This window comes from Lysobacter sp. MMG2 (assembly GCF_016735495.2).
In the GTDB taxonomy this organism is placed as follows: domain Bacteria; phylum Pseudomonadota; class Gammaproteobacteria; order Xanthomonadales; family Xanthomonadaceae; genus Lysobacter_J.
In genome coordinates, this window is sequence record NZ_JAERQY020000001.1 from 935575 (window position 1) to 959836 (window position 24262).

The 24262-nt window shown below is 65.1% G+C and carries 35 protein-coding genes; 3 read left to right on the plus strand and 32 right to left on the minus strand.

Annotated features, from left to right (window positions below):
- Positions 1-30: 30 nt before the first annotated feature.
- Both JI752_RS04095 and JI752_RS04100 read right to left on the minus strand, forming a co-directional pair.
- Entirely contained in the window at positions 31-1236 is a 1206-nt protein-coding gene (locus JI752_RS04095) for a pyridoxal phosphate-dependent aminotransferase (protein ID WP_216959596.1), read from the minus strand.
- A 294-nt stretch (positions 1237-1530) separates the two neighbouring features.
- The gene (locus JI752_RS04100; RefSeq protein ID WP_216959598.1) at positions 1531-2037 is read right to left on the minus strand and encodes a peptidylprolyl isomerase; all 507 of its coding nucleotides are present in this window, start codon (positions 2035-2037) and stop codon (positions 1531-1533) included.
- A 204-nt stretch (positions 2038-2241) separates the two neighbouring features.
- On the opposite strand from JI752_RS04100, the gene typA reads away from it, so the two are divergent.
- From typA to JI752_RS04115, 3 genes are all read left to right on the plus strand, one after another.
- On the plus strand, positions 2242-4071 hold the full coding sequence (gene typA / locus JI752_RS04105; RefSeq protein ID WP_216959617.1) for a translational GTPase TypA: 1830 nt from the start codon (positions 2242-2244) through the stop codon (positions 4069-4071).
- A 32-nt stretch (positions 4072-4103) separates the two neighbouring features.
- Positions 4104-4571, plus strand: coding sequence for a DUF2127 domain-containing protein (locus JI752_RS04110; RefSeq protein WP_216959620.1), 468 nt, complete (start codon positions 4104-4106; stop codon positions 4569-4571).
- 63 nt (positions 4572-4634) lie between these two features.
- Positions 4635-6290: an amidase gene (locus JI752_RS04115; RefSeq protein WP_216959622.1), complete on the plus strand. Its 1656-nt coding sequence runs from the start codon at positions 4635-4637 to the stop codon at positions 6288-6290.
- A gap of 70 nt (positions 6291-6360) precedes the next feature.
- Here JI752_RS04115 and JI752_RS04120 read toward each other — a convergent pair whose 3' ends face one another.
- The 30 genes from JI752_RS04120 to tuf all read right to left on the minus strand — a co-directional run bounded on the left by JI752_RS04120 (position 6361) and on the right by tuf (position 24254).
- On the minus strand, positions 6361-7749 hold the full coding sequence (locus JI752_RS04120) for a 3-deoxy-7-phosphoheptulonate synthase class II (protein ID WP_216959625.1): 1389 nt from the start codon (positions 7747-7749) through the stop codon (positions 6361-6363).
- Positions 7750-7868: 119 nt separating this feature from the next.
- Positions 7869-8372 carry a disulfide bond formation protein B gene (locus tag JI752_RS04125; RefSeq protein ID WP_216959628.1) on the minus strand — a complete coding sequence of 168 codons (504 nt, stop codon included), beginning with the start codon at positions 8370-8372 and terminating at the stop codon, positions 7869-7871.
- 177 nt (positions 8373-8549) lie between these two features.
- A complete protein-coding gene (gene rplQ, locus JI752_RS04130; RefSeq protein WP_200606488.1) occupies positions 8550-8924 on the minus strand; it encodes a 50S ribosomal protein L17 in 375 nt (124 codons plus the stop codon).
- 221 nt (positions 8925-9145) lie between these two features.
- Positions 9146-10144 carry a DNA-directed RNA polymerase subunit alpha gene (rpoA, locus tag JI752_RS04135; protein WP_115843835.1) on the minus strand — a complete coding sequence of 333 codons (999 nt, stop codon included), beginning with the start codon at positions 10142-10144 and terminating at the stop codon, positions 9146-9148.
- Between the two features lie 19 nt (positions 10145-10163).
- Positions 10164-10793 carry a 30S ribosomal protein S4 gene (gene rpsD / locus JI752_RS04140; RefSeq protein WP_216959637.1) on the minus strand — a complete coding sequence of 210 codons (630 nt, stop codon included), beginning with the start codon at positions 10791-10793 and terminating at the stop codon, positions 10164-10166.
- Between the two features lie 14 nt (positions 10794-10807).
- Positions 10808-11200, minus strand: coding sequence for a 30S ribosomal protein S11 (rpsK, locus tag JI752_RS04145; protein WP_158982354.1), 393 nt, complete (start codon positions 11198-11200; stop codon positions 10808-10810).
- 12 nt (positions 11201-11212) lie between these two features.
- Complete coding sequence (gene rpsM / locus JI752_RS04150; protein WP_216959641.1) at positions 11213-11569, minus strand: 30S ribosomal protein S13; 357 nt, start codon at positions 11567-11569, stop codon at positions 11213-11215.
- A 234-nt stretch (positions 11570-11803) separates the two neighbouring features.
- Positions 11804-13168 carry a preprotein translocase subunit SecY gene (secY, locus tag JI752_RS04155; protein WP_216959644.1) on the minus strand — a complete coding sequence of 455 codons (1365 nt, stop codon included), beginning with the start codon at positions 13166-13168 and terminating at the stop codon, positions 11804-11806.
- 7 nt (positions 13169-13175) lie between these two features.
- Positions 13176-13619 (minus strand): 50S ribosomal protein L15, encoded by a 444-nt coding sequence (gene rplO, locus JI752_RS04160; RefSeq protein ID WP_216961790.1) that lies wholly within the window; start codon positions 13617-13619, stop codon positions 13176-13178.
- Positions 13619-13819 carry a 50S ribosomal protein L30 gene (rpmD, locus tag JI752_RS04165; RefSeq protein ID WP_216959647.1) on the minus strand — a complete coding sequence of 67 codons (201 nt, stop codon included), beginning with the start codon at positions 13817-13819 and terminating at the stop codon, positions 13619-13621. Before rpmD ends, rplO begins: the two co-directional genes overlap by 1 nt.
- On the minus strand, positions 13812-14354 hold the full coding sequence (gene rpsE, locus JI752_RS04170; RefSeq protein ID WP_216959650.1) for a 30S ribosomal protein S5: 543 nt from the start codon (positions 14352-14354) through the stop codon (positions 13812-13814). Before rpsE ends, rpmD begins: the two co-directional genes overlap by 8 nt.
- A 162-nt stretch (positions 14355-14516) precedes the next feature.
- Positions 14517-14870: a 50S ribosomal protein L18 gene (gene rplR, locus JI752_RS04175; protein ID WP_216959653.1), complete on the minus strand. Its 354-nt coding sequence runs from the start codon at positions 14868-14870 to the stop codon at positions 14517-14519.
- 28 nt (positions 14871-14898) lie between these two features.
- The gene (gene rplF / locus JI752_RS04180; protein ID WP_216959656.1) at positions 14899-15426 is read right to left on the minus strand and encodes a 50S ribosomal protein L6; all 528 of its coding nucleotides are present in this window, start codon (positions 15424-15426) and stop codon (positions 14899-14901) included.
- Positions 15427-15439: 13 nt separating this feature from the next.
- The gene (gene rpsH, locus JI752_RS04185) at positions 15440-15838 is read right to left on the minus strand and encodes a 30S ribosomal protein S8 (protein WP_216959658.1); all 399 of its coding nucleotides are present in this window, start codon (positions 15836-15838) and stop codon (positions 15440-15442) included.
- Between the two features lie 159 nt (positions 15839-15997).
- Positions 15998-16303 carry a 30S ribosomal protein S14 gene (gene rpsN, locus JI752_RS04190; RefSeq protein ID WP_216959661.1) on the minus strand — a complete coding sequence of 102 codons (306 nt, stop codon included), beginning with the start codon at positions 16301-16303 and terminating at the stop codon, positions 15998-16000.
- 15 nt (positions 16304-16318) lie between these two features.
- Entirely contained in the window at positions 16319-16861 is a 543-nt protein-coding gene (rplE, locus tag JI752_RS04195) for a 50S ribosomal protein L5 (RefSeq protein ID WP_216959664.1), read from the minus strand.
- 11 nt (positions 16862-16872) lie between these two features.
- A complete protein-coding gene (gene rplX / locus JI752_RS04200) occupies positions 16873-17187 on the minus strand; it encodes a 50S ribosomal protein L24 (protein WP_216959667.1) in 315 nt (104 codons plus the stop codon).
- Between the two features lie 14 nt (positions 17188-17201).
- Positions 17202-17570: a 50S ribosomal protein L14 gene (gene rplN, locus JI752_RS04205; RefSeq protein WP_056136003.1), complete on the minus strand. Its 369-nt coding sequence runs from the start codon at positions 17568-17570 to the stop codon at positions 17202-17204.
- Between the two features lie 14 nt (positions 17571-17584).
- The gene (gene rpsQ, locus JI752_RS04210) at positions 17585-17854 is read right to left on the minus strand and encodes a 30S ribosomal protein S17 (RefSeq protein WP_115843866.1); all 270 of its coding nucleotides are present in this window, start codon (positions 17852-17854) and stop codon (positions 17585-17587) included.
- A gap of 11 nt (positions 17855-17865) precedes the next feature.
- Positions 17866-18051: a 50S ribosomal protein L29 gene (gene rpmC / locus JI752_RS04215; protein ID WP_137835389.1), complete on the minus strand. Its 186-nt coding sequence runs from the start codon at positions 18049-18051 to the stop codon at positions 17866-17868.
- Positions 18051-18464: a 50S ribosomal protein L16 gene (gene rplP / locus JI752_RS04220; RefSeq protein WP_055902334.1), complete on the minus strand. Its 414-nt coding sequence runs from the start codon at positions 18462-18464 to the stop codon at positions 18051-18053. The genes rpmC and rplP overlap by 1 nt, the downstream gene beginning before the upstream one ends.
- A 6-nt stretch (positions 18465-18470) precedes the next feature.
- A complete protein-coding gene (gene rpsC / locus JI752_RS04225) occupies positions 18471-19214 on the minus strand; it encodes a 30S ribosomal protein S3 (protein ID WP_137835390.1) in 744 nt (247 codons plus the stop codon).
- A 14-nt stretch (positions 19215-19228) separates the two neighbouring features.
- Positions 19229-19564, minus strand: coding sequence for a 50S ribosomal protein L22 (rplV, locus tag JI752_RS04230; RefSeq protein ID WP_137835391.1), 336 nt, complete (start codon positions 19562-19564; stop codon positions 19229-19231).
- A gap of 10 nt (positions 19565-19574) precedes the next feature.
- Entirely contained in the window at positions 19575-19844 is a 270-nt protein-coding gene (rpsS, locus tag JI752_RS04235; RefSeq protein WP_216959670.1) for a 30S ribosomal protein S19, read from the minus strand.
- Positions 19845-19850: 6 nt separating this feature from the next.
- The gene (gene rplB / locus JI752_RS04240; protein WP_216959673.1) at positions 19851-20678 is read right to left on the minus strand and encodes a 50S ribosomal protein L2; all 828 of its coding nucleotides are present in this window, start codon (positions 20676-20678) and stop codon (positions 19851-19853) included.
- Between the two features lie 10 nt (positions 20679-20688).
- Positions 20689-20985, minus strand: coding sequence for a 50S ribosomal protein L23 (gene rplW / locus JI752_RS04245; RefSeq protein ID WP_115843875.1), 297 nt, complete (start codon positions 20983-20985; stop codon positions 20689-20691).
- Entirely contained in the window at positions 20982-21587 is a 606-nt protein-coding gene (gene rplD, locus JI752_RS04250; RefSeq protein ID WP_216959676.1) for a 50S ribosomal protein L4, read from the minus strand. Before rplD ends, rplW begins: the two co-directional genes overlap by 4 nt.
- A gap of 12 nt (positions 21588-21599) precedes the next feature.
- A complete protein-coding gene (gene rplC / locus JI752_RS04255; protein WP_137835396.1) occupies positions 21600-22253 on the minus strand; it encodes a 50S ribosomal protein L3 in 654 nt (217 codons plus the stop codon).
- A gap of 10 nt (positions 22254-22263) precedes the next feature.
- A complete protein-coding gene (gene rpsJ, locus JI752_RS04260) occupies positions 22264-22575 on the minus strand; it encodes a 30S ribosomal protein S10 (protein WP_036137876.1) in 312 nt (103 codons plus the stop codon).
- 488 nt (positions 22576-23063) lie between these two features.
- Positions 23064-24254: an elongation factor Tu gene (tuf, locus tag JI752_RS04265; protein ID WP_216959677.1), complete on the minus strand. Its 1191-nt coding sequence runs from the start codon at positions 24252-24254 to the stop codon at positions 23064-23066.
- Between the last annotated feature and the right edge of the window lie 8 nt (positions 24255-24262).

Consider the following 24262-nt stretch of genomic DNA (forward strand, 5'->3'; position numbering starts at 1 on the left):
TTTTGCGAATCCCGAATCTCGAATCCCGAATCACTGCAGTTCCGCGAAGAATTCCTGGAAACGCTGCAGGCCCGGTGCGAGCTGCGGCGTCGGGCAGGTGTAGCTGATGCGCAGCGCGCGCGGCTCGCCGAAGGCCGAGCCCGGCACGCAGGCCACGCCCTTGGCTTCCAGCAGTGCGTTGCAGAAGTCGACGTCGTTGTTGATCTTCGTGCCCGTTGGCGTGTGCGTCTTGCCGAAGGCGACGCTGATGTCCGGGAACACGTAGAACGCGCCCTGCGGACGCGGGCAGACGACGCCCGGGATGGCGTTCATCACGTCCATCACCTGGTCGCGTTTGGCCTGGAACTCGGCGCACTTCTGCGTCGGCACGTCTTGCGGGCCGTTGAACGCGGCGATGGCCGCAGCGCAGACGACTTCCGGCACGTTGGTGATGTGGTTGGAATTCATCGTCACCAGCGCCTGCGCGACGACTTCCGGACCGGCCATGAAGCCCACGCGCCAACCCGGCATGCCGTAGGTCTTGGACAGCGAGTCGAGGAAGATCACGCGGTCCTTCAGCTCCGGGCGGGCGTGCACGAAGTTGTGGTAGCCCAGGCCGTCGAACACCATCCGGTTGTAGATGTCGTCGGTGATGATCCAGGTGTCCGGATACTTCACGATGACGTCGGCCAGCGCGTCGATTTCTTCCTTCGTGTACACCATGCCCGTCGGGTTGGACGGGTTGTTGAACAGGAACACGCGCGGCTTCTTGGCCAGCGCGACGTCGAGCTGCGCGGGCGTGAGCTTGTAGTTCTGTTCGGCCGGGCACGGCAGCAGGTCGATCTTCGCGCCGACGATCTCGGCGATGTCGAGGTAGCTGGTCCAGTACGGCGTCGGGAAGACGATGGTGTCGCCTTCGTCGAGCAGCGCTTCGGCGAGGTTGTAGATGACGTGCTTGGCGCCGATGCCGGTGGCGCAGTTGACGCGGCCGTAGCCGGTCAGACCGATTTTCGCCATGTGTTCGACGAACGCGTCGAGCAGCGCGTCGGGTCCGCGATTGCTGCCGTACTGGCCGCTGTCTTTCGACAGCGCTTCGCGTGCGGCGGCGTAGACGTGCTCGCCGGGGAGGAAGTTGGGAACACCAATCGAGAAACTGATGATGTCGCGGCCTTCGGCCTTGAGCCGCTTGGCCTTCTCGGCAACCTGCATGATCGCGCTGGGCTTGGCGCGACCGATGCGCCGGGCAAGCTGGGGCATCGCGGGAACCTCGTTGGGGTCGATGTGGGGTGTGCTCGAGGCTGGAACTGCAGCCGCGAAAACGGCCGCCATCGAGCCTTGCGATGTTAACACGCGGACCCGGGCGCCCCGCCCCGCCGGATGCGAAAACGCCCGCCCCGGCAAGCCGGAGCGGGCGCCTCAGTTCGACGGGGTATTCAAGCCGTCATCCCCGCGCAGGCGGGGACCCAGGCGTCCGACTTGTCACGCCCGGCAGCAGGCGCTGCGGGTACGGACAGTTGGATTCCCGCCTTCGCGGGAATGACATCGATCAGGTTACGGGCGCGCGTTCGCATCCAGGGTCTTGTTCCACTCGGCCACGCGGTCGGCCTTGGCGGCCAGCACGGCGGCAGTGTCGCCTTCGATCTTCACCGACTTGATCGTGTCGCCCTGCTTCACGCTGTCCACGATCTGCTGCCCTTCCAGCACCTTGCCGAACACCGTGTGCTTGCCGTCCAGCCACGGGCACGGGACGTGGGTGATGAAGAACTGGCTGCCGTTGGTGCCCGGGCCGGCGTTGGCCATGGACAGCACGCCGCGCTCGTGGGACAGGCCGGTGCGGGTTTCATCTTCGAAACGGTAGCCCGGGCCGCCGGTGCCGGTGCCCAGCGGGCAGCCGCCCTGGACCATGAAATCGTTGATGACGCGGTGGAAGCTCAGCCCGTCATAGAAGCCGCGCTGGGCCAGATTGACGAAGTTGGCGACCGTCAGCGGCGCCTTGTCGGCGGCCAGTTCCACGCGGATGGGGCCGCGGTCGGTGTCGAAAGTGGCGATCAGGCTCATGAATGCGTCTCCTGGACGTTGTTCGGGGAAAGGAATTGGTGGGAGAAAGGGGCAACTCGCCGTTCAGATGGCGGCGGTGGCGGGGCTTCACAAGGGTCCGCGAGCGCCTCCCGGCGCCGTCTGCCTGAACAAGCAACGGCCATGTTTGCAAGGTATAATATTCGGCTACCCCTCGCCTGAGCGCCGGTCTGCCGGCCTGTCCGCATGTCCATCGAACGCCTGCGCAATATCGCCATCGTCGCCCACGTCGACCACGGCAAGACCACCCTCGTCGACTGCCTCCTGAAGCAGTCCGGCACCCTTTCCGAGCGCACCGTGCTCGCCGAGCGCGCGATGGACAGCAATGACCAGGAAAAGGAACGTGGCATCACGATCCTCGCCAAGAACACGGCGATCACCTGGCAGGGCAACCGCATCAACATCGTCGACACCCCGGGCCACGCCGACTTCGGCGGCGAGGTCGAGCGCGTGCTGTCGATGGTCGACTCGGTGCTGATCCTCGTCGACGCGATGGACGGCCCGATGCCGCAGACGCGCTTCGTGACGCAGAAGGCGTTCGCGATGGGCTTCAAGCCGATCGTCGTGGTCAACAAGATCGACCGCCCGGGCGCGCGTCCGGACTGGGTCATCGACCAGGTGTTCGACCTGTTCGACAAGCTCGGCGCCACCAACGAGCAGCTCGACTTCCCGATCGTCTACGCCTCGGCGCTGCACGGCTACGCCAGCCTGGACGACGCCGCGCGTTCGGGCGACATGACCCCGCTGTACGAAGCGATCATGAAGCACGTCGCACCGCCGCAGGTGGACGAGGATGGCCCGTTCCAGATGCGCATCAGCCAGCTGGACTACAGCAGCTTCGTCGGCCTGATCGGCATCGGCCGCATCCAGCGCGGCAAGGTGAAGAAGAACATGCCGGTCAGCGTGATCGACCGTGAAGGCAAGAAGCGCCAGGGCAAGATCGTGCAGGTGCTGGGCTTCATGGGCCTGGAGCGCATCGAGACCGAGGAAGCCGGCGCCGGCGACATCGTCGCCATCGCGGGCGTCACCGACCTGTCGATCTCCGACACCGTCTGCGCGCTCGACGCGCCGGAAGCGCTGCCCGCGCTGACCGTGGACGAGCCGACGATCAGCATGACCTTCCAGGTGAACAACTCGCCGTTCGCCGGCCACAAGGAATACAGCGGCGGCAAGTTCCTCACCAGCCGCCAGCTGCGCGAGCGCCTGGAGCGCGAGACGCTGCACAACGTGGCGCTGAAGGTCGAGGAAGGTTCCGATCCGGACAAGTTCCTGGTGTCGGGCCGCGGCGAACTGCACCTGTCGGTGCTGATCGAGAACATGCGCCGCGAAGGCTTCGAACTCGCCGTGTCGCGTCCGGAAGTGATCATCAAGGAAATCGACGGCCAGCTCATGGAGCCGATCGAGCAGCTGGTGGTCGACATCGAAGAGCAGCACCAGGGCGGCGTGATGGAAAAGCTGGGCATCCGCAAGGCCCAGCTGAAGAACATGGAGCCCGACGGCAAGGGTCGCGTGCGCCTGGACTACATGATTCCGGCGCGCGGCCTGATCGGTTTCCAGAACGAGTTCCGCACCCTGACGCAGGGTTCGGGCCTGCTGTTCCACGTGTTCGACCATTACGGTCCGAAGGAAACCGGCGCGATCGCCAAGCGCCTCAACGGCGTGATGATCGCCAACGCCGCCGGCGCCACGCCCGCCTACGCGCTGGGCCCGCTGGAAGAGCGCGGCCGCCTGTTCGCCGCCGAAGGCGACAACGTGTACGAAGGCCAGCTGGTCGGCATCCATTCCAAGGACAACGACCTGACCGTCAACGCGATCAAGACCAAGCCGCTCACCAACATGCGCGCTTCGGGCAAGGACGACGCGATCAAGCTGACGCCGGCGATCAAGTACTCGCTGGAGCAGGCGCTGGACTTCATCGAGGACGATGAGCTGGTCGAAGTCACGCCCAAGGAAATCCGCCTGCGCAAGAAGCAGCTCACCGAGAGCGAGCGCAAGCGCGCCTCCCGCGCGGCTTGAACCAAAACGGTGGCGCCGTGTCTGATCACGCCATGACCGACGCCACCTACGACTCCCGGCCGCAGGCCCATCCGGGCCTGCATGCCATCGCGATCTTCGAGGCCGCCAAAGGCCTGCTGGCCTTCGCCGCCGCCAGCGGCCTGGAGCTGCTCGGCCCGGCCCCGCTGCTGCGCTGGCTGCACGAACTGATGACGCGGTTCCAGTTGGATCCGCAGACCGGCGCGCTGGCGCGCTTCTCCGACCTCATCAATCCCGACAGCGTCCATCTGGCCGCGGGTTTGATCTTCGCCTACGGCATCCTGCGCTTCGTCGAGGCCTGGGGCCTGTGGCGCGTCAAGGTCTGGGCGTCGTGGCTGGGCTGCATCAGCGCCGCGATCTACCTGCCGCTGGACGTGTACGCCCTGTTCCGCCACCCCGGCTGGATGTCGGTCGCCGTCCTGGCGATCAATTTGATCGTCGTCGCAGTGCTGGCACGCGACATCCGTAAGCGGCGCCCCTGAGCCCCCGCCAGCCAAGCTGAATGGCGTATCCTCGGGTCAGCCACCTGCGACCGGGGAATCGCAATGCGCTCTTTGATCGTCAAGACGTTGCCACTGGCAACGCTGCTCGCGCTCCTGCCCGCCTGTAACCGCGCCGACGTACCCGGCACGGCCAAAGCCGGTCCGACCGCGACGACTTCCGCCAAGCCGGCCGCCGCGCCCGCACCGGATGGAAACTTCGCCTTCGCCGAAGTCGGTATCGACGAACTTCAAGCCCGCATGGGACGTGGCGAGCTCACCAGCCACGCGCTGACGCAGGCGTACCTGGACCGCATCGCCGCGATCGACGACGCCGGCCCGCATCTCAACGCGGTGATCGAAGTCAATCCGGCCGCGCTGAAGGAAGCCGATGCACGCGACGCCGAGCGCAAGGCCGGCCGCGTGCGCGGCCCGCTGCACGGCGTGCCGATCCTGCTGAAGGACAACATCGACGCGACGCCGATGGCGAACTCCGCCGGCTCGCTCGCCCTCGCCTCGCACCATCCGCGCACCGACGCCTTCGTCGTCGCGCGACTGCGCGATGCGGGCGCGGTGATCCTGGGCAAGACGAACCTCAGCGAGTGGGCGAACTTCCGTTCCTCGCGTTCGACCTCCGGCTGGAGCGCGCGCGGCGGGCAGACGCGCAACCCGTACGCGCTGGACCGCTCGCCCTGCGGTTCCAGCTCCGGCAGCGGCGCGGCCGTGGCCGCCAACCTCGCAGCCGCCGCAATCGGCACGGAGACCGACGGCAGCATCGTCTGCCCGTCTTCGGTCGCGGGGTTGGTGGGCATCAAGCCGACGGTCGGCCTGGTGAGCCGCAGCGGCATCATCCCGATCTCGCACAGCCAGGACACACCCGGCCCGATGGCGCGCAGTGTCGCCGACGCGGCAATCCTGCTGTCGGCCATGGTCGGTCGCGACGACACCGATTCCGCCACGGCCGAAAGCACCGGCCGGGCGATCTTCGACTACCACGCGCGCCTCAACCGCGACGGCCTGCGCGGCGCCCGCATCGGCGTGCTGCGCAAGGCGATGGGTTTCCATCCCGCCGCCGACGCCGCGCTCGAGCGCAGCCTGGAGGCCATGCGCCAGGCCGGCGCGGAGATCGTCGACGTCGAACTGCCCACCGACGGGCAATGGAACGACGCCGAGATGGACGTGCTGCTGTACGAGTTCAAGCACGGCCTCAACGGCTATCTGTCGCGCAGCGGCGCGCCGGTGAATTCGCTGGAGGGGCTGATCGAATTCAACCGCCGCAACACCAAGACGGAGATGCCGTTCTTCGCGCAGGAGCTGTTCGAACGCGCGCAGGCGAAGGGCACGCTGGACGAGATGGCGTACATCGACGCGCGCAGCCAAGCCAAGCGACTGGCCGGCAGCGACGGCCTGCAGGCCGCGCTCACGGCTTCCACACTCGATGCCATCGTCGCGCCTGCCACCGCGCCGGCGTGGCTGATCGACCCGGTCAACGGCGATCATTTCCTCGGTGAAGGCTACGGCGCCGCCGCCGTCGCCGGTACGCCGAGCGTCACCGTGCCGATGGGCGATTATTTCGGCCTGCCGATGGGCATCGTCTTCATGGGCCCGGCGTGGAGCGAACCGCGTCTGATCGAGCTGGCGTTCGCATTCGAACAGAAGACGCGCGCGCGCAAGGCGCCGCAGTTCCTGGCGACGGCACCGCTAGGAACGACCAAGGGCTGATGTATGTCGCCCCCGCTGAAAATGCAAAAGGCCCGCCGAAGCGGGCCTTTTGCTTGCATGAGCCTACAGGTCAGGCCGGTGCCGCGATCTGCGCCTGCTTGCGCACGATCAGCATCGCGATCTCCAGTGCCTGCTCGTAGTTCAGGCGCGGATCGACCGTCGACTTGTAAGCGCGCGCCAGATCGCTCTCGGTGAGCTCACGCGCGCCGCCGAGGCATTCGGTGACGTCCTCGCCCGTCAGCTCCAGGTGCACACCGCCCAGCCGCGTGCCGGCGGCGGCGTGCAGTTCGAACGCGTCCTCCAGCTCGCTGCGGATGTTGCGGAAGCGGCGCGTCTTGTAGCCGTTGCTCGTGCTCTCGGTGTTGCCGTGCATCGGGTCGCACACCCACAGCACGCGGCGGCCGTCGCGGCGCACCGCCTCCAGCAGCGGCGGCAGCTTCTCGGCGATGCCGGTCGCGCCCATGCGGTGGATGAAGCTCAGGCGGCCCGGCTCGTCTTCCGGATTGAGCAGGTCGATGATGCGCAGCAGTTGGTCGGGCGTCACCGACGGACCGACCTTCAGCGCGATCGGATTGCGGATGCCGCGGAAGTATTCGGCGTGCGCGCCGTCGACCTGCGCGGTGCGCATGCCGATCCACGGGTAGTGCGTGCTGAGGTTGAACCAGCCCCAATGGCGCGGCACCTGGCGCGTCAGCGACTCCTCGTAGGGCAGCAGCAGCGCTTCGTGCGAGGTGTAGAAGTCGACGCGGTTGAGGTTGTGGACCTCGCTGCCCGACAGCGTTTCCATGAACCGCACGGCGTCGCCGATGGCATTGACCATGCGGCGGTATTCGTCGGCGAGCGGCGAATGGCCGACCCAGCTCAGGTTCCAGTATTCGGGATGGTGCAGGTCGGCGAAGCCGCCGTCGATCAGCGCGCGGACGAAGTTCATCGTCATCGCCGAACGCGCATGCGCCTTGATCATGCGACGCGGATCGGGCGTGCGCGCTTCGGGCGTGAACTCCGGCGCGTTGACCATGTCGCCGCGGTAACTGGGCAACGTGACCTCACCGATCGTTTCGGTGTCGGTCGAACGCGGCTTGGCGTACTGGCCGGCGAAGCGGCCCACGCGCACCACCGGCTTGCGCAAGCCGTGCACGAGCACCAGGCTCATCTGCAGCAGGACCTTGAGCCGGTTGGAGATGACGTCGGAGGTGCAGCCGGCGAAGCTCTCCGCGCAATCACCGCCCTGCAGCAGGAAGCGCTTGCCTTCCTGCGCGTCGGCGAGCTGCTGCTTGAGCGAGAGGATCTCCCACGAGGTCACCAGCGGCGGCAGCGAGCGGAGCTCGCCCAGCGCGGTCTCCAGCGCCTGCGCGTCGGGATACTGCGGCAACTGCATCGCAGTGCGGTTGCGCCAGGACTGGGGCGACCAGTCAGCGGGCAGGTTCACGGCGCGGAGGGTGCGGTCGGACGTAGGCATGACACGATGCTGCAATGCGGCGAACCACTATGGGCGCTCGCACGGCGCGCTGCAACCGTTACAGCGGCAACCGAGCCGGGCCACCCTTTCACGGGTCCGGGATAACTGGGGTAACGCAGTCAGCGGCGGCGAAAGGCCGCATAGCCCGCCCACGCCGCCAGCACGACGAAGCAGATGAGGCTCCACCACGGCATCGACAGGCCCCAGAAGGTCCAGTCGATGTCGCCGCAGTTGCCGGTGGCGGTCATCACCTTGCGCACGACATCCCACGTCGACATCGTCTCGCGCATGAAGGACAGCGGCGCGCCGCACGAGACGGCGCCCTGCGGCTGCATCTGCACCCAGACATGTCGACCGGCGACCGCGATGCCCGCCAGCGCAGCCAGCAGCGCGGCGGTGCCGTAACCGACCCGGCCCGCCGGCCGCTTCGGTCCGTGCAGTGCACCGATCAGGAACACCACGCCCAGCGCCGCGAACGCCACACGCTGGAAGATGCACAGGTTGCAGGGCTCCAGGCCGTCATGCAGCTGCAAGTAGATCGCATACGCCAGCAGGCCGGCACAGGCGAGGAAGCCGAGGAAGAACTGGAGGCGGAACGAGCCGCGCGGGAGTTGGGTCGTCATGGCGACAAAGCTTAACCGCCCAACCCTGTCCGTGGCATGGGCATTGGCCGCGGTTGCGCGCGTGGAGCGAACGTTTCGTCGCAGCGCCCTGCCATTGGACGCAGAAAGCAAAAGCCCCGGAAGAACCGGGGCTTTGCTGGATCGTCCCGATGGCAGGCCATCGAGTCGGCCGACGGATTACTCCGCAGCGGCTTCCGGACGATCGACGAGTTCGACGTAGGCCATCGGCGCGTTGTCGCCAGCGCGGAAACCGCACTTGAGGATGCGCAGGTAGCCACCCGGACGCGACTGGTAGCGCGGGCCGAGGGTGGTGAACAGCGTGCCGACGGCTTCCTTGTCGCGCAGGCGCGAGAAGGCGAGGCGGCGGTTGGCAACGCCATCGACCTTGGCGAGGGTGATGAGCGGCTCGGCGACGCGACGCAGCTCCTTGGCCTTCGGCAGGGTCGTGCGGATGAGGCCGTGCTTGATCAGCGAGGCCGCCATGTTGGTGAACATGGCATCGCGGTGTGCACTGGTGCGGCTGAACTTACGGCCGGCTTTCTGGTGGCGCATGACGGTGATTCCTGTGGAATGTTGGGACGTTGGATTTCGCTGTCGCCATCCAGGCGTTGGAACTTGGACTGCGGATGGTCCGAACCGACCGCTCCCTGGTCGGAGAACCGCGGGGCTTAGGCTCCGTCGGTTGAAACACGCTGCGCTTCACTCTTGAAGCGCAGCGCTTGAAACGTTGTTGCTGTCATCGACGCGCGGCAGTGCCGCGCAAGCGCCGATGCTTAGCCCATCATGCCGTGGGAGGCGATGCCTGCCGGCGGCCAGTTCTCGAGCTTCATGCCAAGGGAGAGACCGCGCTGGGCGAGCACTTCCTTGATTTCCGTGAGCGACTTCTTGCCGAGGTTCGGCGTCTTGAGCAGCTCCACTTCGGTCTTCTGGATCAGATCGCCGACGTAGTAGATGCTCTCGGCCTTGAGGCAGTTGGCCGAACGCACGGTCAGCTCGAGGTCGTCGATCGGACGCAGCAGGATCGGGTCGATGCCGCTGGTGGCCGGCTTCGCCGCACCGCGATCGCGGTGGGTGAAGTCGCCGAACACCGACAGCTGGTCGGTGAGGATGTCGGCCGCGGTGCGGACGGCTTCCTCGGCGTCGATCGTGCCGTTGGTCTCGATGTCCAGGACCAGCTTGTCCAGGTCGGTGCGCTGCTCGACGCGGGCCGCTTCCACGGCATAGGCGACGCGGCGGACCGGCGAGAAGCTCGCATCCAGCATCAGGCGACCGATGGCGCGGGTTTCCTCATCCGGACGACGACGCGCGGCAGCCGGCTGGTAGCCGAAGCCGCGTTCGATCTTCAGACGCATGTTGAGCGCGGTGTCCTTCGTCAGGTGCGCGATCACGTGCTCGGTGTTGAGGATCTCGACGTTGTGGTCGGTCTTGATGTCGCCGGCGGTGACAATGCCGGGACCCTGCTTGGCCAGCGACAGCGTCGCCGACTCGCCGGTGTGCATGCGGATCGCGACGTCCTTGAGGTTCAGCAGAACCTCAAGGACGTCTTCCTGCAGGCCTTCGACCGTGGTGTACTCGTGCAGCACGCCATCGATCTCGACTTCCGTGATTGCGAAGCCCGGGATCGACGACAGCAGCACGCGGCGCAGCGCATTGCCGAGCGTATGGCCGTAGCCACGCTCCAGCGGTTCGATGACGACCTTGGCACGGTTGCCCGTAAGGCGCTCGATCTGAGGGCCGCGCGGGCGCAGCACCTGGTTTGCGGTAACCGTCATGTGTTGGCGTCTCCTGGGATTACTTCGAGTACAGCTCGACGATCAGCGCTTCGTTGATGTCGGCCGGCAGGTCGGCACGGTCCGGAACGGCCTTGAACACGCCAGAGAACTTCTTGCTGTCGACTTCGACCCACGACGGCGAGAGGTCCATCTGCTGCGCCACGGTCAGGGATTCCTGCACGCGGAGCTGCTTCTGGGCACGCTCGGCGAGCGCGATCGCGTCGCCAGCCTTGACCTGGTACGACGGCAGGTTGACCGACTTGCCATTGACCGTGACACCGCGGTGCGAAACCAGCTGGCGGGCGGCCGGACGCGTCACCGCAAAACCCATGCGGTAGACGACGTTGTCCAGGCGGGTCTCGAGAAGCTGCAGCAGGTTTTCACCCGTGTTGCCCTTCTTGGTCGAGGCCTTCTTGTAGTAGTTGCGGAACTGACGCTCCAGCAGACCGTAGATACGCTTGACCTTCTGCTTTTCACGCAGCTGGGTGGCGTAGTCCGACAGCTTGCCCTTGCGGGCGGTCGGGCCGTGCTGACCGGGCTTCTGCTCCAGCTTGCACTTGGAATCGAGGGCGCGGGCCGACGACTTCAAGCCCAGGTCGGCGCCTTCGCGACGGGCGAGCTTACAGGTGGGACCAATATAACGAGCCATGTTCTTTCAGCTCCTCAGACGCGGCGCTTCTTCGGCGGACGGCACCCGTTGTGCGGGATAGGCGTCACGTCGATGATGTTGATGATCTTGTAACCGACGTTGTTCAGCGAACGAACGGCGGACTCACGACCCGGACCCGGGCCCTTGATGCGGACTTCCAGCGACTTCACGCCGTAGTCCAGCGCGGCACGGCCGGCCTTTTCGGCGGCGACCTGCGCGGCGAACGGGGTCGACTTGCGCGAACCGCGGAAACCCGCGCCGCCCGAGGTCGCCCACGACAGCGCGTTGCCCTGGCGGTCGGTGATCGTGACGATGGTGTTGTTGAAAGAAGCGTGGACGTGAGCGATGCCGTCGGTGACGACGCGCTTGATCTTCTTCTTGGTTTTGGCAGCAGCCGGCTTAGCCATGGTCTAAGTCCCTTACTTCTTGATGGCCTTGCGCGGACCCTTACGGGTACGTGCATTGGTCCGGGTGCGCTGGCCACGCAGCGGGAGGCCGCGACGGTGACGCAGGCCGCGGTAGCAGCCCAGGTCCATCAGTCGCTTGATCGCGATACCGACTTCGCGGCGGAGGTCGCCCTCCACCACGTACTTGCCGACTTCGGCGCGCAGACGCTCGACTTCGGGTTCGGACAGGTCACGGATCTTGGTGGTCGAGGTGACGCCGGCGGCATCACAGACCTTCTTCGAACGGGTACGGCCGATGCCGTAGATGCTTTGCAGCCCGACCCAGACATGCTTCTGGGCAGGCAGATTGACGCCCGCAATACGCGCCATAACGCGATCTCCAACTGATTTGGCGGCCAGGACGGATTAATCCCGGCGGAGTGAACTGGAAAGTTTAACAAGGTCTCGGGTTAATAGGAAGCCCTGCCGCATCCCTAGGGACGCGGCAGTGCCCGGCATGGGGAGTGTGCCCATGCTCCGGCGACGAAACCGGACTGGTCAGGCAAGGCGTTGAACTGCCCTGCCCTCCCCCGCGCGCTACTCTGGCGCGCGTAAGGTCCGGGATCACCCGCGCGCGAGACCGCCGCGCGAGCCGCCCTTCAAGTTCGCCTTCTTCAGCAGGCTCTCGTACTGATGCGACATCAGATGAGCCTGGATCTGGGCGATGAAATCCATGACCACCACGACCACGATCAGCAGCGAGGTGCCGCCGAAGTAGAACGAAGTGCTCAACTCGGTGCGCATGACCTCCGGCAGGAGGCACACCATTACCAGGTAGGCCGCGCCGGCCGCCGTAAGGCGGGTAAGCACGCCGTCGATATAGTCTGCCGTGGCCTTGCCCGGACGAATGCCCGGAATCAGCGCGCCCGACTTCTTCAGATTATCGGCGGTTTCCTGCGAGTTGAACACCAGCGCGGTGTAAAAGAACGCAAAACCGACGATCAGACCCGCGTACAGGATCATGTGGAGCGGCTCGCCCGGGTTCAGCCATTGGCTGACACGGTGCAGGAACGACCCCGAATTGCCCTGGCTGAACCAGTTGGCCGCCGTCGCCGGGAACATCACGATGCTCGAGGCGAAGATGGCCGGGATCACGCCCGACATGTTCAGCTTCAGCGGCAGGAACGAGGACTGGTTCATGTACGCGCTGCGGCCGCCTTGGCGACGCGCGTAATTGACCGTGATCCGACGCTGGCCCCGCTCGACGAACACCACGAAGAACGTGAAGCCCAGGACGATCGCGACGACCAGGATGGCCTTCAAAGCGCTCATGTCGCCGTTGCGGATCTGCTCGAACATGCCGAACACGGCCGCAGGCAAGCCCGCCACGATACCCGCGAAGATGATCAGCGAAACACCGTTGCCGATGCCGCGCTCCGTCACCTGCTCACCGAGCCACATCAGGAACATGGTGCCTGCCGTGAGGGCCAGCACCGCGGTCAGGATGAAGCCCGGGCCCGGGTTGTAGACCACCTGGATGCCCTGGCTCGCGCCGCCGGCCTGGAGGGCCGTGGCGATGCCCCAGGCCTGGAACACGGCCAGCGGGATCGCACCCATGCGCGACCACTGGTTGATCTTGCGACGGCCCGACTCGCCTTCCTTCTGGATGGCCTTCAGGCTCGGCACGATCTGCACCAGCAGCTGCACGATGATCGACGCGGAGATGTACGGCATCACGTTCAGCGCGAACAGGCTGAAGCGATGGAGGGCGCCACCGGAGAACATGTTGAACATGTCCACGATGGTGCCCTTCTGGGTTTCCATCAGCCGAAGCATTGCTTCCGGATTGACGCCCGGCACCGGGATGTAGCAGCCGATGCGGTAGACGATCAGGGCACCGACCACGAAAAGCAGGCGCTGGCGGAGCTCGGCGAACTTACCGAGTCCGCCACCGAGGCCGGCTACCGCGTTGCTACCGCTGCGCGCCATCCGTCGATTACTCCTCGACCTTGCCGCCGGCCGCTTCGATCGCGGCCTTCGCACCGGCCGTAGCGGCCAGACCCTTCAGGACGAACTTCTTGGTGACTTCGCCCTTGACCACGATCTTGGCCTGCTTGGCGGTGCTCGGCACCAGCTTGGCGGCCTTCAGCGCGGCGAAATCGACGTCGCCGGCCGGCAGCTTGTCCAGCTGGTACAGCAGCACTTCGGCCGTGTCCTTGGACAGCTTGGAGCGGAAACCGATCTTCGGCAGACGGCGCTGCATCGGCATCTGACCGCCTTCGAAGCCGGCCTTGATCTTGCCCTTGCCCGAACGCGCGAACGAGCCCTTGTGGCCACGACCGGCAGTCTTGCCCAGGCCGGAACCGATACCACGACCGACGCGGGTGCGCTCGGTGCGGGCGCCCTCGGCGGGCTGCAGAGTGTTGAGACGCATGTTGATTACTCCTCGACTCGGACGAGGTAATGGAGCTGATTGATCAGGCCACGCACCTGCGGGCTGTCCTTCAGTTCACGCACGTCATTGAGCTTGTTCAGGCCCAGGGCGCGCACCGACAGGCGGTGACGCGACTGGGTGCCACGAAGACCCTTGACCAGGCGCACCTTCACGGTGCCGCCGGCGACAGCTTCCTTCTTAGCCATGGACCAGGTCCTCCACCTTCTTGCCGCGCTTGGCCGCGATCTTGGCCGGCGAGTGCATGTCGGACAGGCCCTTCAGCGTGGCGCGAACCAGGTTGATCGGGTTACGCGAACCCACGGCCTTGGCCAGCACGTTCTTCACCCCGACGGCTTCGAGGACGGCGCGCATCGCGCCACCGGCGATGACGCCGGTACCCTCGGAAGCGGGCTGCATGAACACGCGGGCTGCGCCGTGGCCGGCCTTGACGGAGTGCCACAGGGTGCCGTTGTTCAGATCGACGTTGGACATCGACTTGCGGGCGTACTCCATCGACTTCTGGATGGCGACCGGCACTTCGCGCGCCTTGCCGTAGCCAAAGCCGACTTTGCCGTTGCCGTCGCCCACCACCGTCAGCGCGGTGAAGGTGAACTGGCGACCACCCTTGACGGTCTTGCTGACGCGGTTGACCGCGATCAGCTTCTCGATCATGCCATCGTCGATCTCTTCGCGGTTGCGGTCGCGATCACGACCCCGCGGTGCACGTTGTTCTTCTGCCATTTCGATTGCTCGGTAGTTAAAGGGATTTGCGGCTTCGCCGCTTATGGTTGTGAGGTACACCGGGTGCTTCGCGAAGGCGGCAATCCGTCGTCGCGCCCGGCATAGCCCATGCCGGCGGGAAGAAACCTAGGCGTGGGGATGGAACCCCACGCCTTCAAGGCATCAGAACTGCAGGCCGCCCTCACGAGCGGCGTCGGCCAGAGCCTTGATGCGGCCGTGGTACCGGTAGCCCGAGCGGTCGAAAGCGACCTTCTCGACGCCGGCAGCCTTGGCCTTCTCGGCGATGGCGCGACCGACCTTGGCGGCCGCGTCGGCGTTCTTGCCGTTCTTCAGACCTTCCTTGACGTCGGCCTGCACGGTCGAGGCCGAAGCCAGAACCTTGGAACCGTCGGCAGTGAAGACCTGGGCGTACAGATGCTGGCCGGTGCGCAGCACCGACAGGCGCGGCACGCCGAGTTCGCGGATGTGCGCGCGGGTCGACTTGGCACGGCGCAGGCGGGCGGTGTTCTTGTTCATGTGCGTTCTCCGAAAGCTGAAGACCCGGTTAGGCCTTCTTGGCTTCCTTGCGGATGATGACTTCGCCGGCGTACTTCACACCCTTGCCCTTGTAGGGCTCCGGCGGACGGACGGCGCGAACCTTTGCGGCGAACTCACCGACGGCCTGCTTGTCCGCGCCGGCGATGACGATCTCGGTCTGCGTCGGCGTGGCAATCGTGATGCCGGCCGGAGCCTGCAGCAGCACCGGATGCGAGAAGCCCAGCGCGAGGTTCAGGTCCTTGCCCTGCATCGAGGCGCGGTAACCGACGCCGACCAGCTCGAGCTTGCGCTCGAAGCCATCGGAGACGCCCTTGACCATGTTGGCCAGGATCGCGCGCAGCGTGCCGGACAGCGGAATCAGCGCAGCGTCCTCGGTGGAGAACGTGGCCTGGCCGTTTTCGACCTTGAGGTTGATGGCGGCCGGCTTGGCAACGCTCAGGGTGCCCTTCGGGCCCTTGGCGCTGATCGAATCGGCCTGGATGTTCAGCTCGACGCCCTTCGGGAGGGCAACCGGCTTCTTGGCAACTCGGGACATGTCTATTCCTCCCTTAGGCCACGAAGCACAGAACCTCACCGCCGACGCCCTGTTGGCGCGCCTGCGCATCGGTCATGATGCCCTTCGAGGTGGAGATGATGGCGATACCAAGGCCGTTGAGGACCTTCGGCAGCTCAGCCTTGCCGCGGTACTGACGCAGACCCGAACGGGAGAAGCGCTCAAGACGCTCGATCACCGGCTTGCCTTCGTAGTACTTCAGCGAGATTTCGAGTTCGGACTTGCCCGCACCGACGTCGGTCACGCGGGAATCCAGGATGTAGCCCTCGTCCTTCAGAACCTTGGCGATGGCTACCTTGATCTTCGAAGACGGCATCTTCACCGTCTGCTTCCGAACAGCCGCCGCATTCTTGATGCGGACCAGCATGTCGGCGATGGGATCAGTCATGCTCATGTATATGCACCTATGAGTAGCACCGATATCCGCGGAATTGCGAATTCAGTTGTAGTGCCGACCCAGGAACGGAAAGTTCCCGTCGGCGGTCCCGCCCTGTTCGGCCGGGACCGGACGCGAGCGAGCCGGCAAGTCTAGCAGACTTGCCGGCGTCTCGTGTTACCAGCTGGCCTTGCGCAGACCCGGGACGTCGCCGTTCATGGTCGCCTTGCGCAGCATGTTGCGGCCGAGGCCGAACTTGCGGTAGACGCCACGCGGACGGCCCGACAGCTCGCAGCGGTTGCGCTGGCGGCTCGGCGAGGAGTCGCGGGGCAGCTTCTGCAGCTTGGTGACGGCGTCCTGCTTCTCTTCGTACGAAGCGGTCTGGCTGGAGATGATCTTCTTCAGCGCGTCGCGCTTGGCGCCGTGCTGCTTCGCCAGCTTCGCCCGCTTGATCTCGCGGTTGACCATGGAGGTCTTAGCCATTGTTCAATCCTCGAGTTAGTTGCGGAACGGGAAGCGGAAGGCTTCCAGCAGGGCCTTGGCTTCGGCGTCGGTCTTCGCGGTCGTGGTGATCGCGATGTCCATGCCGCGGATCGCGTCGACGGCGTCGAAGTCGATTTCCGGGAAGATGATCTGTTCCTTCACGCCCATGTTGTAGTTGCCACGGCCGTCGAACGAACGACCCGACACGCCGCGGAAGTCACGCACGCGCGGCAGCGAGATGTTGATCAGACGGTCCAAGAACTCGAACATGTGGGCGCGACGCAGCGTCACCTTGCAGCCGATCGGCCAGCCGTCGCGGATCTTGAACGAAGCCACCGACACGCGGGACTTGGTCACGATCGGCTTCTGACCGGCAATCTTGGTCAGATCGGCCACGGCGTTTTCCAGGATCTTCTTGTTGGTCGCGGCTTCGCCGACGCCCATGTTGATCGTGATCTTGGACAGGCGCGGCACTTCCATCGGGTTCGTGTAACCGAACTTCTTGGTCAGGGCCGGGACGACTTCGTCCTTGTAGAACTTTTCAAGACGGGTGGTCATTTGAGCATTCCTCAGGCGTCAACCGCCTCACCGCTGGAGCGGAACACACGCAGTTTGCGTCCATCCTCCAGCACCTTGAAACCGATGCGCTCGCCCTTGCCAGTGGCAGGGTTGAACAGCATCACGTTGGAAATGTGGATCGGCGACTCGCGCTCGACCACGCCGCCCGGCTGTCCAGCCTGCGGATTCGGCTTGGTGTGGCGCTTGACGACGTTGATGTTCGACACGACGACCTTCTCGCCGAGCACGCGCACCACTTCGCCCTTCTTGCCCTTGTCCTTGCCGGTGGTGACGATCACCTGATCGCCCTTGCGGATACGGTTCATATCTATTCCTCCGCTCAGAGCACTTCAGGAGCGAGCGAGACGATCTTCATGAACTTCTCGGTACGCAGCTCGCGGGTCACAGGCCCGAAGATGCGGGTACCGATCGGTTCCTGCTTGTTGTTCAGGAGCACGGCGGCATTGCCGTCGAAGCGGATCAGCGAACCGTCCGGACGACGCACACCCTTGCGGGTACGCACGACGACGGCGTCGTAGACGTCGCCCTTCTTGACTTTGCCACGCGGGATCGCGTCCTTGACCGTGACCTTGATGATGTCGCCGATGCCGGCGTAACGGCGCTTCGAGCCGCCCAGCACCTTAATGCACATCACTTCCTTGGCACCGGAGTTGTCGGCCACATCGAGGTAGCTCTGCATCTGGATCATGACTTAGCCTCCTCTTATTCGGCCGCGCGGCTGACGATTTCAACCACGCTCCAGTTCTTGGTCTTGGACATCGGAGCAATCTCCTTCACGCGCACGACATCGCCTTCTTTGCAGGCGTTGTCGGCATCGTGGGCGTGGAGCTTGGTCGAGCGACGGATGTACTTGCCGTACAGCGCGTGCTTGACCTGGCGCTCGACGAGCACGGTGACGGTCTTGTCCATCTTGTTGCTGACGACCCGGCCTTCAACCGTGCGGACAGCCTTCTCTGTATTGTTGTCGGTCATGACTGGGGTCCTTACTTCTTCTCGCCGAGCAGCATGTTCACGCGAGCGATCTCGCGGCGCACGCGGCGGGACTCATGGGTCTTGGCGAGCTGGCCGGTGGCCTTCTGCATGCGGAGAGCGAAGCTCTCCTTGTGCAGCTCGGCCAGGTGGGCCTGCAGCTCGGCAGCCGACTTCTCGCGCAGTTGCTTGAGTTCCATTAGCGCACCGTCCGGGTAACGAAAGTGGTGGTCACCGAGAGCTTGGCGGCGGCCAGACGGAACGCTTCACGCGCCACGTCCTCTGCCACGCCTTCGATCTCGTAAATCATGCGACCGGGCTGGATCTGGGCGACCCAGTACTCAACGTTGCCCTTACCGGAGCCCATTCGGACTTCGATCGGCTTCTTGGTGATCGGCTTGTCGGGGAACACGCGGATCCACATCTTGCCGCCGCGCTTGACGTAGCGGCTGATGGAACGACGCGCTGCCTCGATCTGGCGCGCGGTCAGCTGACCGTGCGCCGTCGCCTTAAGGCCGTATTCGCCGAAGCTGACGGCATTGCCGTTCCAGCTCAGGCCCTCATTGCGGCCCTTGTGTACCTTGCGGTACTTGGTTCGCTTGGGTTGCAACATGGTCGATTACCTCTGTTCGCGGGCGCCACGGCCCGGACGGTCGCTGCGATCACCGCGGTCACCACGGTCACCGCGATCGCTACGCGGCGTGTCGTCCTGCTTTTCCTGGCCGACCTGGGAGAAGTCGAAGACCTCGCCCTTGTAGACCCACACCTTGATGCCGATGATGCCGTAGGTCGTCTTGGCTTCAGCGAAGCCGTAGTCGATGTCGGCACGCAGCGTGTGCAGCGGCACGCGACCTTCGCGATACCACTCCGAACGCGCGATTTCGGCGCCATTGAGACGGCCGGCGACGTTGACCTTGATGCCCAGGGCGCCCAGGCGCATCGCATTGCCCACGGCGCGCTTCATCGCGCGACGGAACATGATGCGGCGCTCGAGCTGCTGCGCTATCGACTCCGCGACCAGCTGCGCGTCGAGTTCCGGCTTGCGGACCTCGGTGACGTTGATGTGCGCCGGAACGCCCATCACCGCACTGACTTCCTTGCGCAGCTTCTCGATGTCCTCGCCACGCTTGCCGATCACCACGCCCGGACGGGCGGTGTGGATCGTCACGCGGGCGTTGTTCGCCGGACGCTCGATGAAGATCTTCGAAATGCCGGCCTGAGCCAGCTTCTTGCGCAGCAGATCACGGACCTTCAGGTCCGCTGCCAGGAAACCGGCGTACTGCTTCTTGTTGGCAAACCACTTGGAGTTCCAGTCCTTGGCGATGCCCAGGCGGATGCCAGTCGGATGTACTTTGTGACCCATTGTCTGACTCCGCCTTACTTGCCCGCGCCCACAACCACAGTGATGTGGCTGGTGCGCTTGAGGATGCGGGTGCCGCGGCCCTTCGCACGCGCCATGAAGCGCTTCAGTGCGGGACCCTCGTCCACCATGATGGTCGTGACCTTGAGCTCGTCGATGTCGGCGCCCTGGTTGTTCTCGGCGTTGGCAATAGCGGACTCGACCACCTTCTTGATCAGGTGGGCGGCCTTCTTGTCCGAGAACTTCAGCAGGTTGACGGCGCGCTCGGCCGACAGACCACGCACCTGGTCAGCGACCAGGCGGGCCTTCTGCGGGGAGATGCGCGCGGTGCGCAGGATGGCTTTCGCTTCCATGGTCATCTCCTTACTTGCCCGACTTCTTGTCGCCGCCATGACCCTTGAACGTACGGGTCAGGGCGAATTCGCCAAGCTTGTGGCCAACCATGTTCTCGTTGACCAGCACCGGGATGTGGTTCTTGCCGTTGTGGATGGCGAGCGTGAAGCCCACCATTTCCGGCAGCACCATCGAGCGACGCGACCAGGTCTTGATCGGCTTCTTGTTGTTACCCGCGGTCTCCACCTTCTTCATCAGGTGGTGGTCGACGAACGGGCCTTTCTTCAGTGAACGTGCCATGGCCGATTAGCTCCTGCGATCGCGCACGATGAACTGCTGGGTGCGCTTGTTCTTGCGGGTCTTGTAACCCTTGGTCGGAACACCCCACGGGGTGACCGGATGCGGGTTACCCTGGCCGGCCTTGGCCTCACCACCGCCGTGCGGGTGGTCGACCGGGTTCATGGCCGCACCGCGGACGGTCGGGCGAACACCGCGCCAACGCTTGGCGCCGGCCTTGCCGAGCTTCTCAAGGTTGTGCTCGTCGTTGCCGACTTCGCCGATGGTGGCGCGGCACTCGGCCGGCACCTTGCGCATTTCGCCGGAGCGAAGACGCAGCGTGGCGTAGCCCTGCTCGCGAGCGATCAGCTGCACGCCGGCGCCAGCGGCGCGGGCCAGCTGGGCGCCCTTGCCCGGCTTCATCTCGATGCAATGCACCGTCGAACCGACCGGGATGTTGGTCAGCGGCAGCGTGTTGCCCACGCGGATCGGGGCGTCGCGGCCCGCGATCACCTGATCGCCGTCCTTCAGGCCCTTCGGGGCGATGATGTAACGGCGCTCACCGTCGACGTAGCACAGCAGCGCGATGTGCGCGGTGCGGTTCGGGTCGTACTCGATGCGCTCGACGCGGGCGGGGATACCTTCCTTGTCGCGCTTGAAGTCGATGATGCGGTAGTGCTGCTTGTGACCACCACCCACGTGACGGGTGGTGATGCGGCCGTGGTGGTTACGACCGCCGGTCTTGCCCTGCTTCTCTACGAGGGCCGCGTGCGGCGCACCCTTGTGGAGGCCCGGGGTCACCACGCGAACCGCGCTGCGGCGGCCGGCGGAGGTGGGCTTGAAAGTCATCAATGCCATGGGTCTTTCCTCAGGCCTTGGCCATAACGTCGATCGACTGGCCTTCGGCCAGCGTCACATACGCCTTCCGCCAGCTGCCGCGGCTGCCAGCGCGGAAACGGAAGGACTTGTTCTTGCCCTTGACGTTCACGACGTTGACCGCCTCGACCTTCACTTCGAACAGCTTTTCCACGGCGACCTTGATGTCGGCCTTGGTAGCGTCCGTCGCGACTTCGAAGACGTACTGGTTGGAAACTTCCTGCAGACGTGCGGTCTTTTCGGACACGCGCGGCGCACGGATGATGTTGTAGAGCTTGGCCTCGTTCATGCCAGCCACTCCTCGATCTTCTTGACCGCGTCGGCGGTGACCACGACCGAGTCGGCGCCCACGAGGGAGACCGGATCCAGGCCCTGGACGTCACGCACTTCGACGTACGGCAGGTTGCGCGCCGAGAGGTACAGATTCTCGGTGGCATCTTCGGTGACGATCAGCGGACGCTTGCCGACTTCCAGGCTCTTCAGCTTGGAGATCAGGCCGGCGGTCTTCGGGGCGTCCAGATCGAACGACTCGACGACCATGATGCGGCCCTGGCGGTTGAGTTCCGACAGGATCGCCGCCATCGCGGCGCGGTACATCTTGCGGTTGACCTTCTGCGCGAAGCTGCGCGGCTTGGCCGCGAAGGTCACGCCGCCGCCGACGAAGATCGGAGCCGTCAGCGCGCCATGACGCGCACCGCCGCCCTTCTGCTTCTTCGACTTCTTGGTCGTGCCGTTGACTTCCGAACGGGTCTTCTGTGCCTTGGTACCGGCGCGACCGGCGTTGCGATAGGCAACGACCACCTGGTGAACCAGGTCTTCGCTGAATTCGCGGCCGAAGATCGCGTCGGAAACCGACAGCGTCTTGCTGCTATTGGTGATGGCGAGTTCCATCGTCATCTCTCCTTATGCCTTGCTCGAGGGACGCACGATGACGTCGCCACCCGGCGCACCCGGCACGGCACCCTTGATGGCGATCAGGCCGCGCTCGGCGTCGACCTTCACCACTTCCAGGCGCTGCGTGGTCTGGGTTTCTGCGCCCATGTGACCGGACATCTTCTTGCCCGGGAACACACGACCCGGCGTCTGGCGCTGGCCGATGGAGCCCGGCGAACGGTGCGACAACGAGTTACCGTGCGTCGCGTCGCCCATCGTGAAGTTCCAGCGCTTGATCGTGCCCTGGAAGCCCTTGCCCTTGGTGACGCCCTGGACGTCGACCAGCTGGCCGGCGCTGAAGATGTCGGCCTTGATTTCGCCGCCCACTTCAAAGCCGCCGATCTGGTCGGCTTCCACGCGCAGCTCCCACAGGCCGCGACCGGCTTCGACCTTCGCCTTGGCGAGGTGACCGGCAATCGGCTTGTTGACGAGCGCGGCGCGGCGCACGCCCACGGTCACCTGCACGGCGCTGTAGCCGTCGGTGTCCGAGGTCTTGATCTGGGTGATGCGGTTCGGCGTCGCCTCGATCAGGGTCACCGGAACCGACTTGCCGTCTTCAGTGAAGAAACGGCTCATGCCGGCCTTGCGACCGACGATGCCCAACGAATACTTCTTCGCGGTCATGGTGGTGGCCTCAGGTCAGCTTGATCTGGACGTCAACGCCCGCCGCGAGCTCGAGCTTCATCAGCGCGTCCACGGTCTTGTCGTTGGGGTCGACGATGTCGAGCACGCGCTTGTGCGTGCGGGTCTCGTACTGGTCGCGCGCATCCTTGTCGGCGTGCGGCGAAACGAGAATGGTGTAACGCTCGATCTTGGTCGGCAGCGGGATCGGGCCCTTGACCTGGGCACCGGTACGCTTCGCCGTCTCGACGATCTCGCTGGCCGAACGGTCGATCAGGCGATGATCGTACGCTTTCAGCCGGATTCGGATCTTTTGGTCCGCCATGACGGAATTCCTTGGTTAAAAGAGCGACGGGCCGGCCTCTGGGTGTGCCGAACCCCTGGAAAACGCGAATACCCCGGGGCTGCACCCTCGCCCCGGAGCTTCCTTGCCTGAAAAACAAGGCGGGCCGGTTTCCCGGTCCGCCCAGACGGAGTAGAACGCACGAAGAGCCCCGTTTAGCGTTCCTTGGAAGCCCGAAGGCCCAGAACGTACGGAGCGCGCCGTGCGACATGTCCCTGTCTGGCGAATACGAGGCGCATCCTGCACCTCATTTCGCTGGTTGCGGCTTCCCGAAAGACGCCGCAGTGGTCGAGCATTCTAACCGGATATCCACAGCCCTTGCAAGCGGGCGGCGGACCGGAAGTGCGCAACGCTGTTCAGCTGGTTTCGACGCCACCTTGGGACGCCGAACTTGCCAGTCGTCGCCCCGCTCTGGCGGGGATACGAACCAGCAAAGCCGTGGTCGCTTTACGCGACCACGGCCCGGTTCATTACTTGAGGATCTTCGCCACGACGCCGGCGCCGACCGTACGACCGCCTTCGCGGATCGCGAAGCGCAGGCCTTCGTCCATCGCCACCGGGTTGATCAGTTGCACGACCATCTTGATGTTGTCGCCCGGCATGACCATCTCGACGCCTTCCGGCAGCTGCACCGCGCCGGTGATGTCCGTCGTGCGGAAGTAGAACTGCGGGCGGTAGCCCTTGAAGAACGGCGTGTGGCGGCCGCCCTCGTCCTTCGACAGCACGTACACCTCGGCTTCGAACTCCGTGTGCGGGGTGATCGAACCCGGCTTGGCCAGCACCTGGCCACGCTCCACGTCGTCACGCTTCGTGCCGCGCAGCAGCAGGCCCGCGTTGTCGCCCGCCTGGCCCTGGTCCAGCAGCTTGCGGAACATTTCAACGCCCGTCACCGTCGTCTTCTGCGTCGGACGGATACCCACGATTTCGATTTCGTCGCCGACCTTGATGATGCCGCGCTCGATACGACCGGTCACCACGGTGCCGCGGCCCGAGATCGAGAACACGTCTTCCACCGGCATCAGGAACGGCTTGTCGACGTCACGCTGCGGCTCCGGAATGAACGTGTCCAGCGCTTCCACCAGCTTCAGGATCGCCGGCACGCCGATTTCCGACTGGTCGCCTTCCAGCGCCAGACGCGCCGAACCCTTGATGATCGGGGTGTCGTCGCCCGGGAACTCGTACTTGGTCAGCAGCTCGCGGACTTCCATCTCCACCAGCTCCAGCAGCTCGGCGTCGTCCACCATGTCGGCCTTGTTCAGGAACACGACGATGTACGGCACGCCCACCTGGCGCGACAGCAGGATGTGCTCGCGCGTCTGCGGCATCGGGCCGTCTGCGGCCGAGCACACCAGAATCGCACCGTCCATCTGCGCCGCACCCGTGATCATGTTCTTCACGTAGTCGGCGTGGCCCGGGCAGTCCACGTGCGCGTAGTGACGGTTCGGGCTTTCGTACTCAACGTGCGCCGTCGAGATCGTGATGCCGCGCGCCTTCTCTTCCGGCGCCGCGTCGATCGCGTCGTACGCCTTGAACTCGCCGCCGAAACGCTCCGCACCCACCTTCGTCAGTGCCGCCGTCAGCGTCGTCTTGCCGTGGTCGACGTGACCGATCGTGCCCACGTTCACGTGCGGCTTGGTGCGCTCAAACTTACCCTTGGCCATGGCTTTCT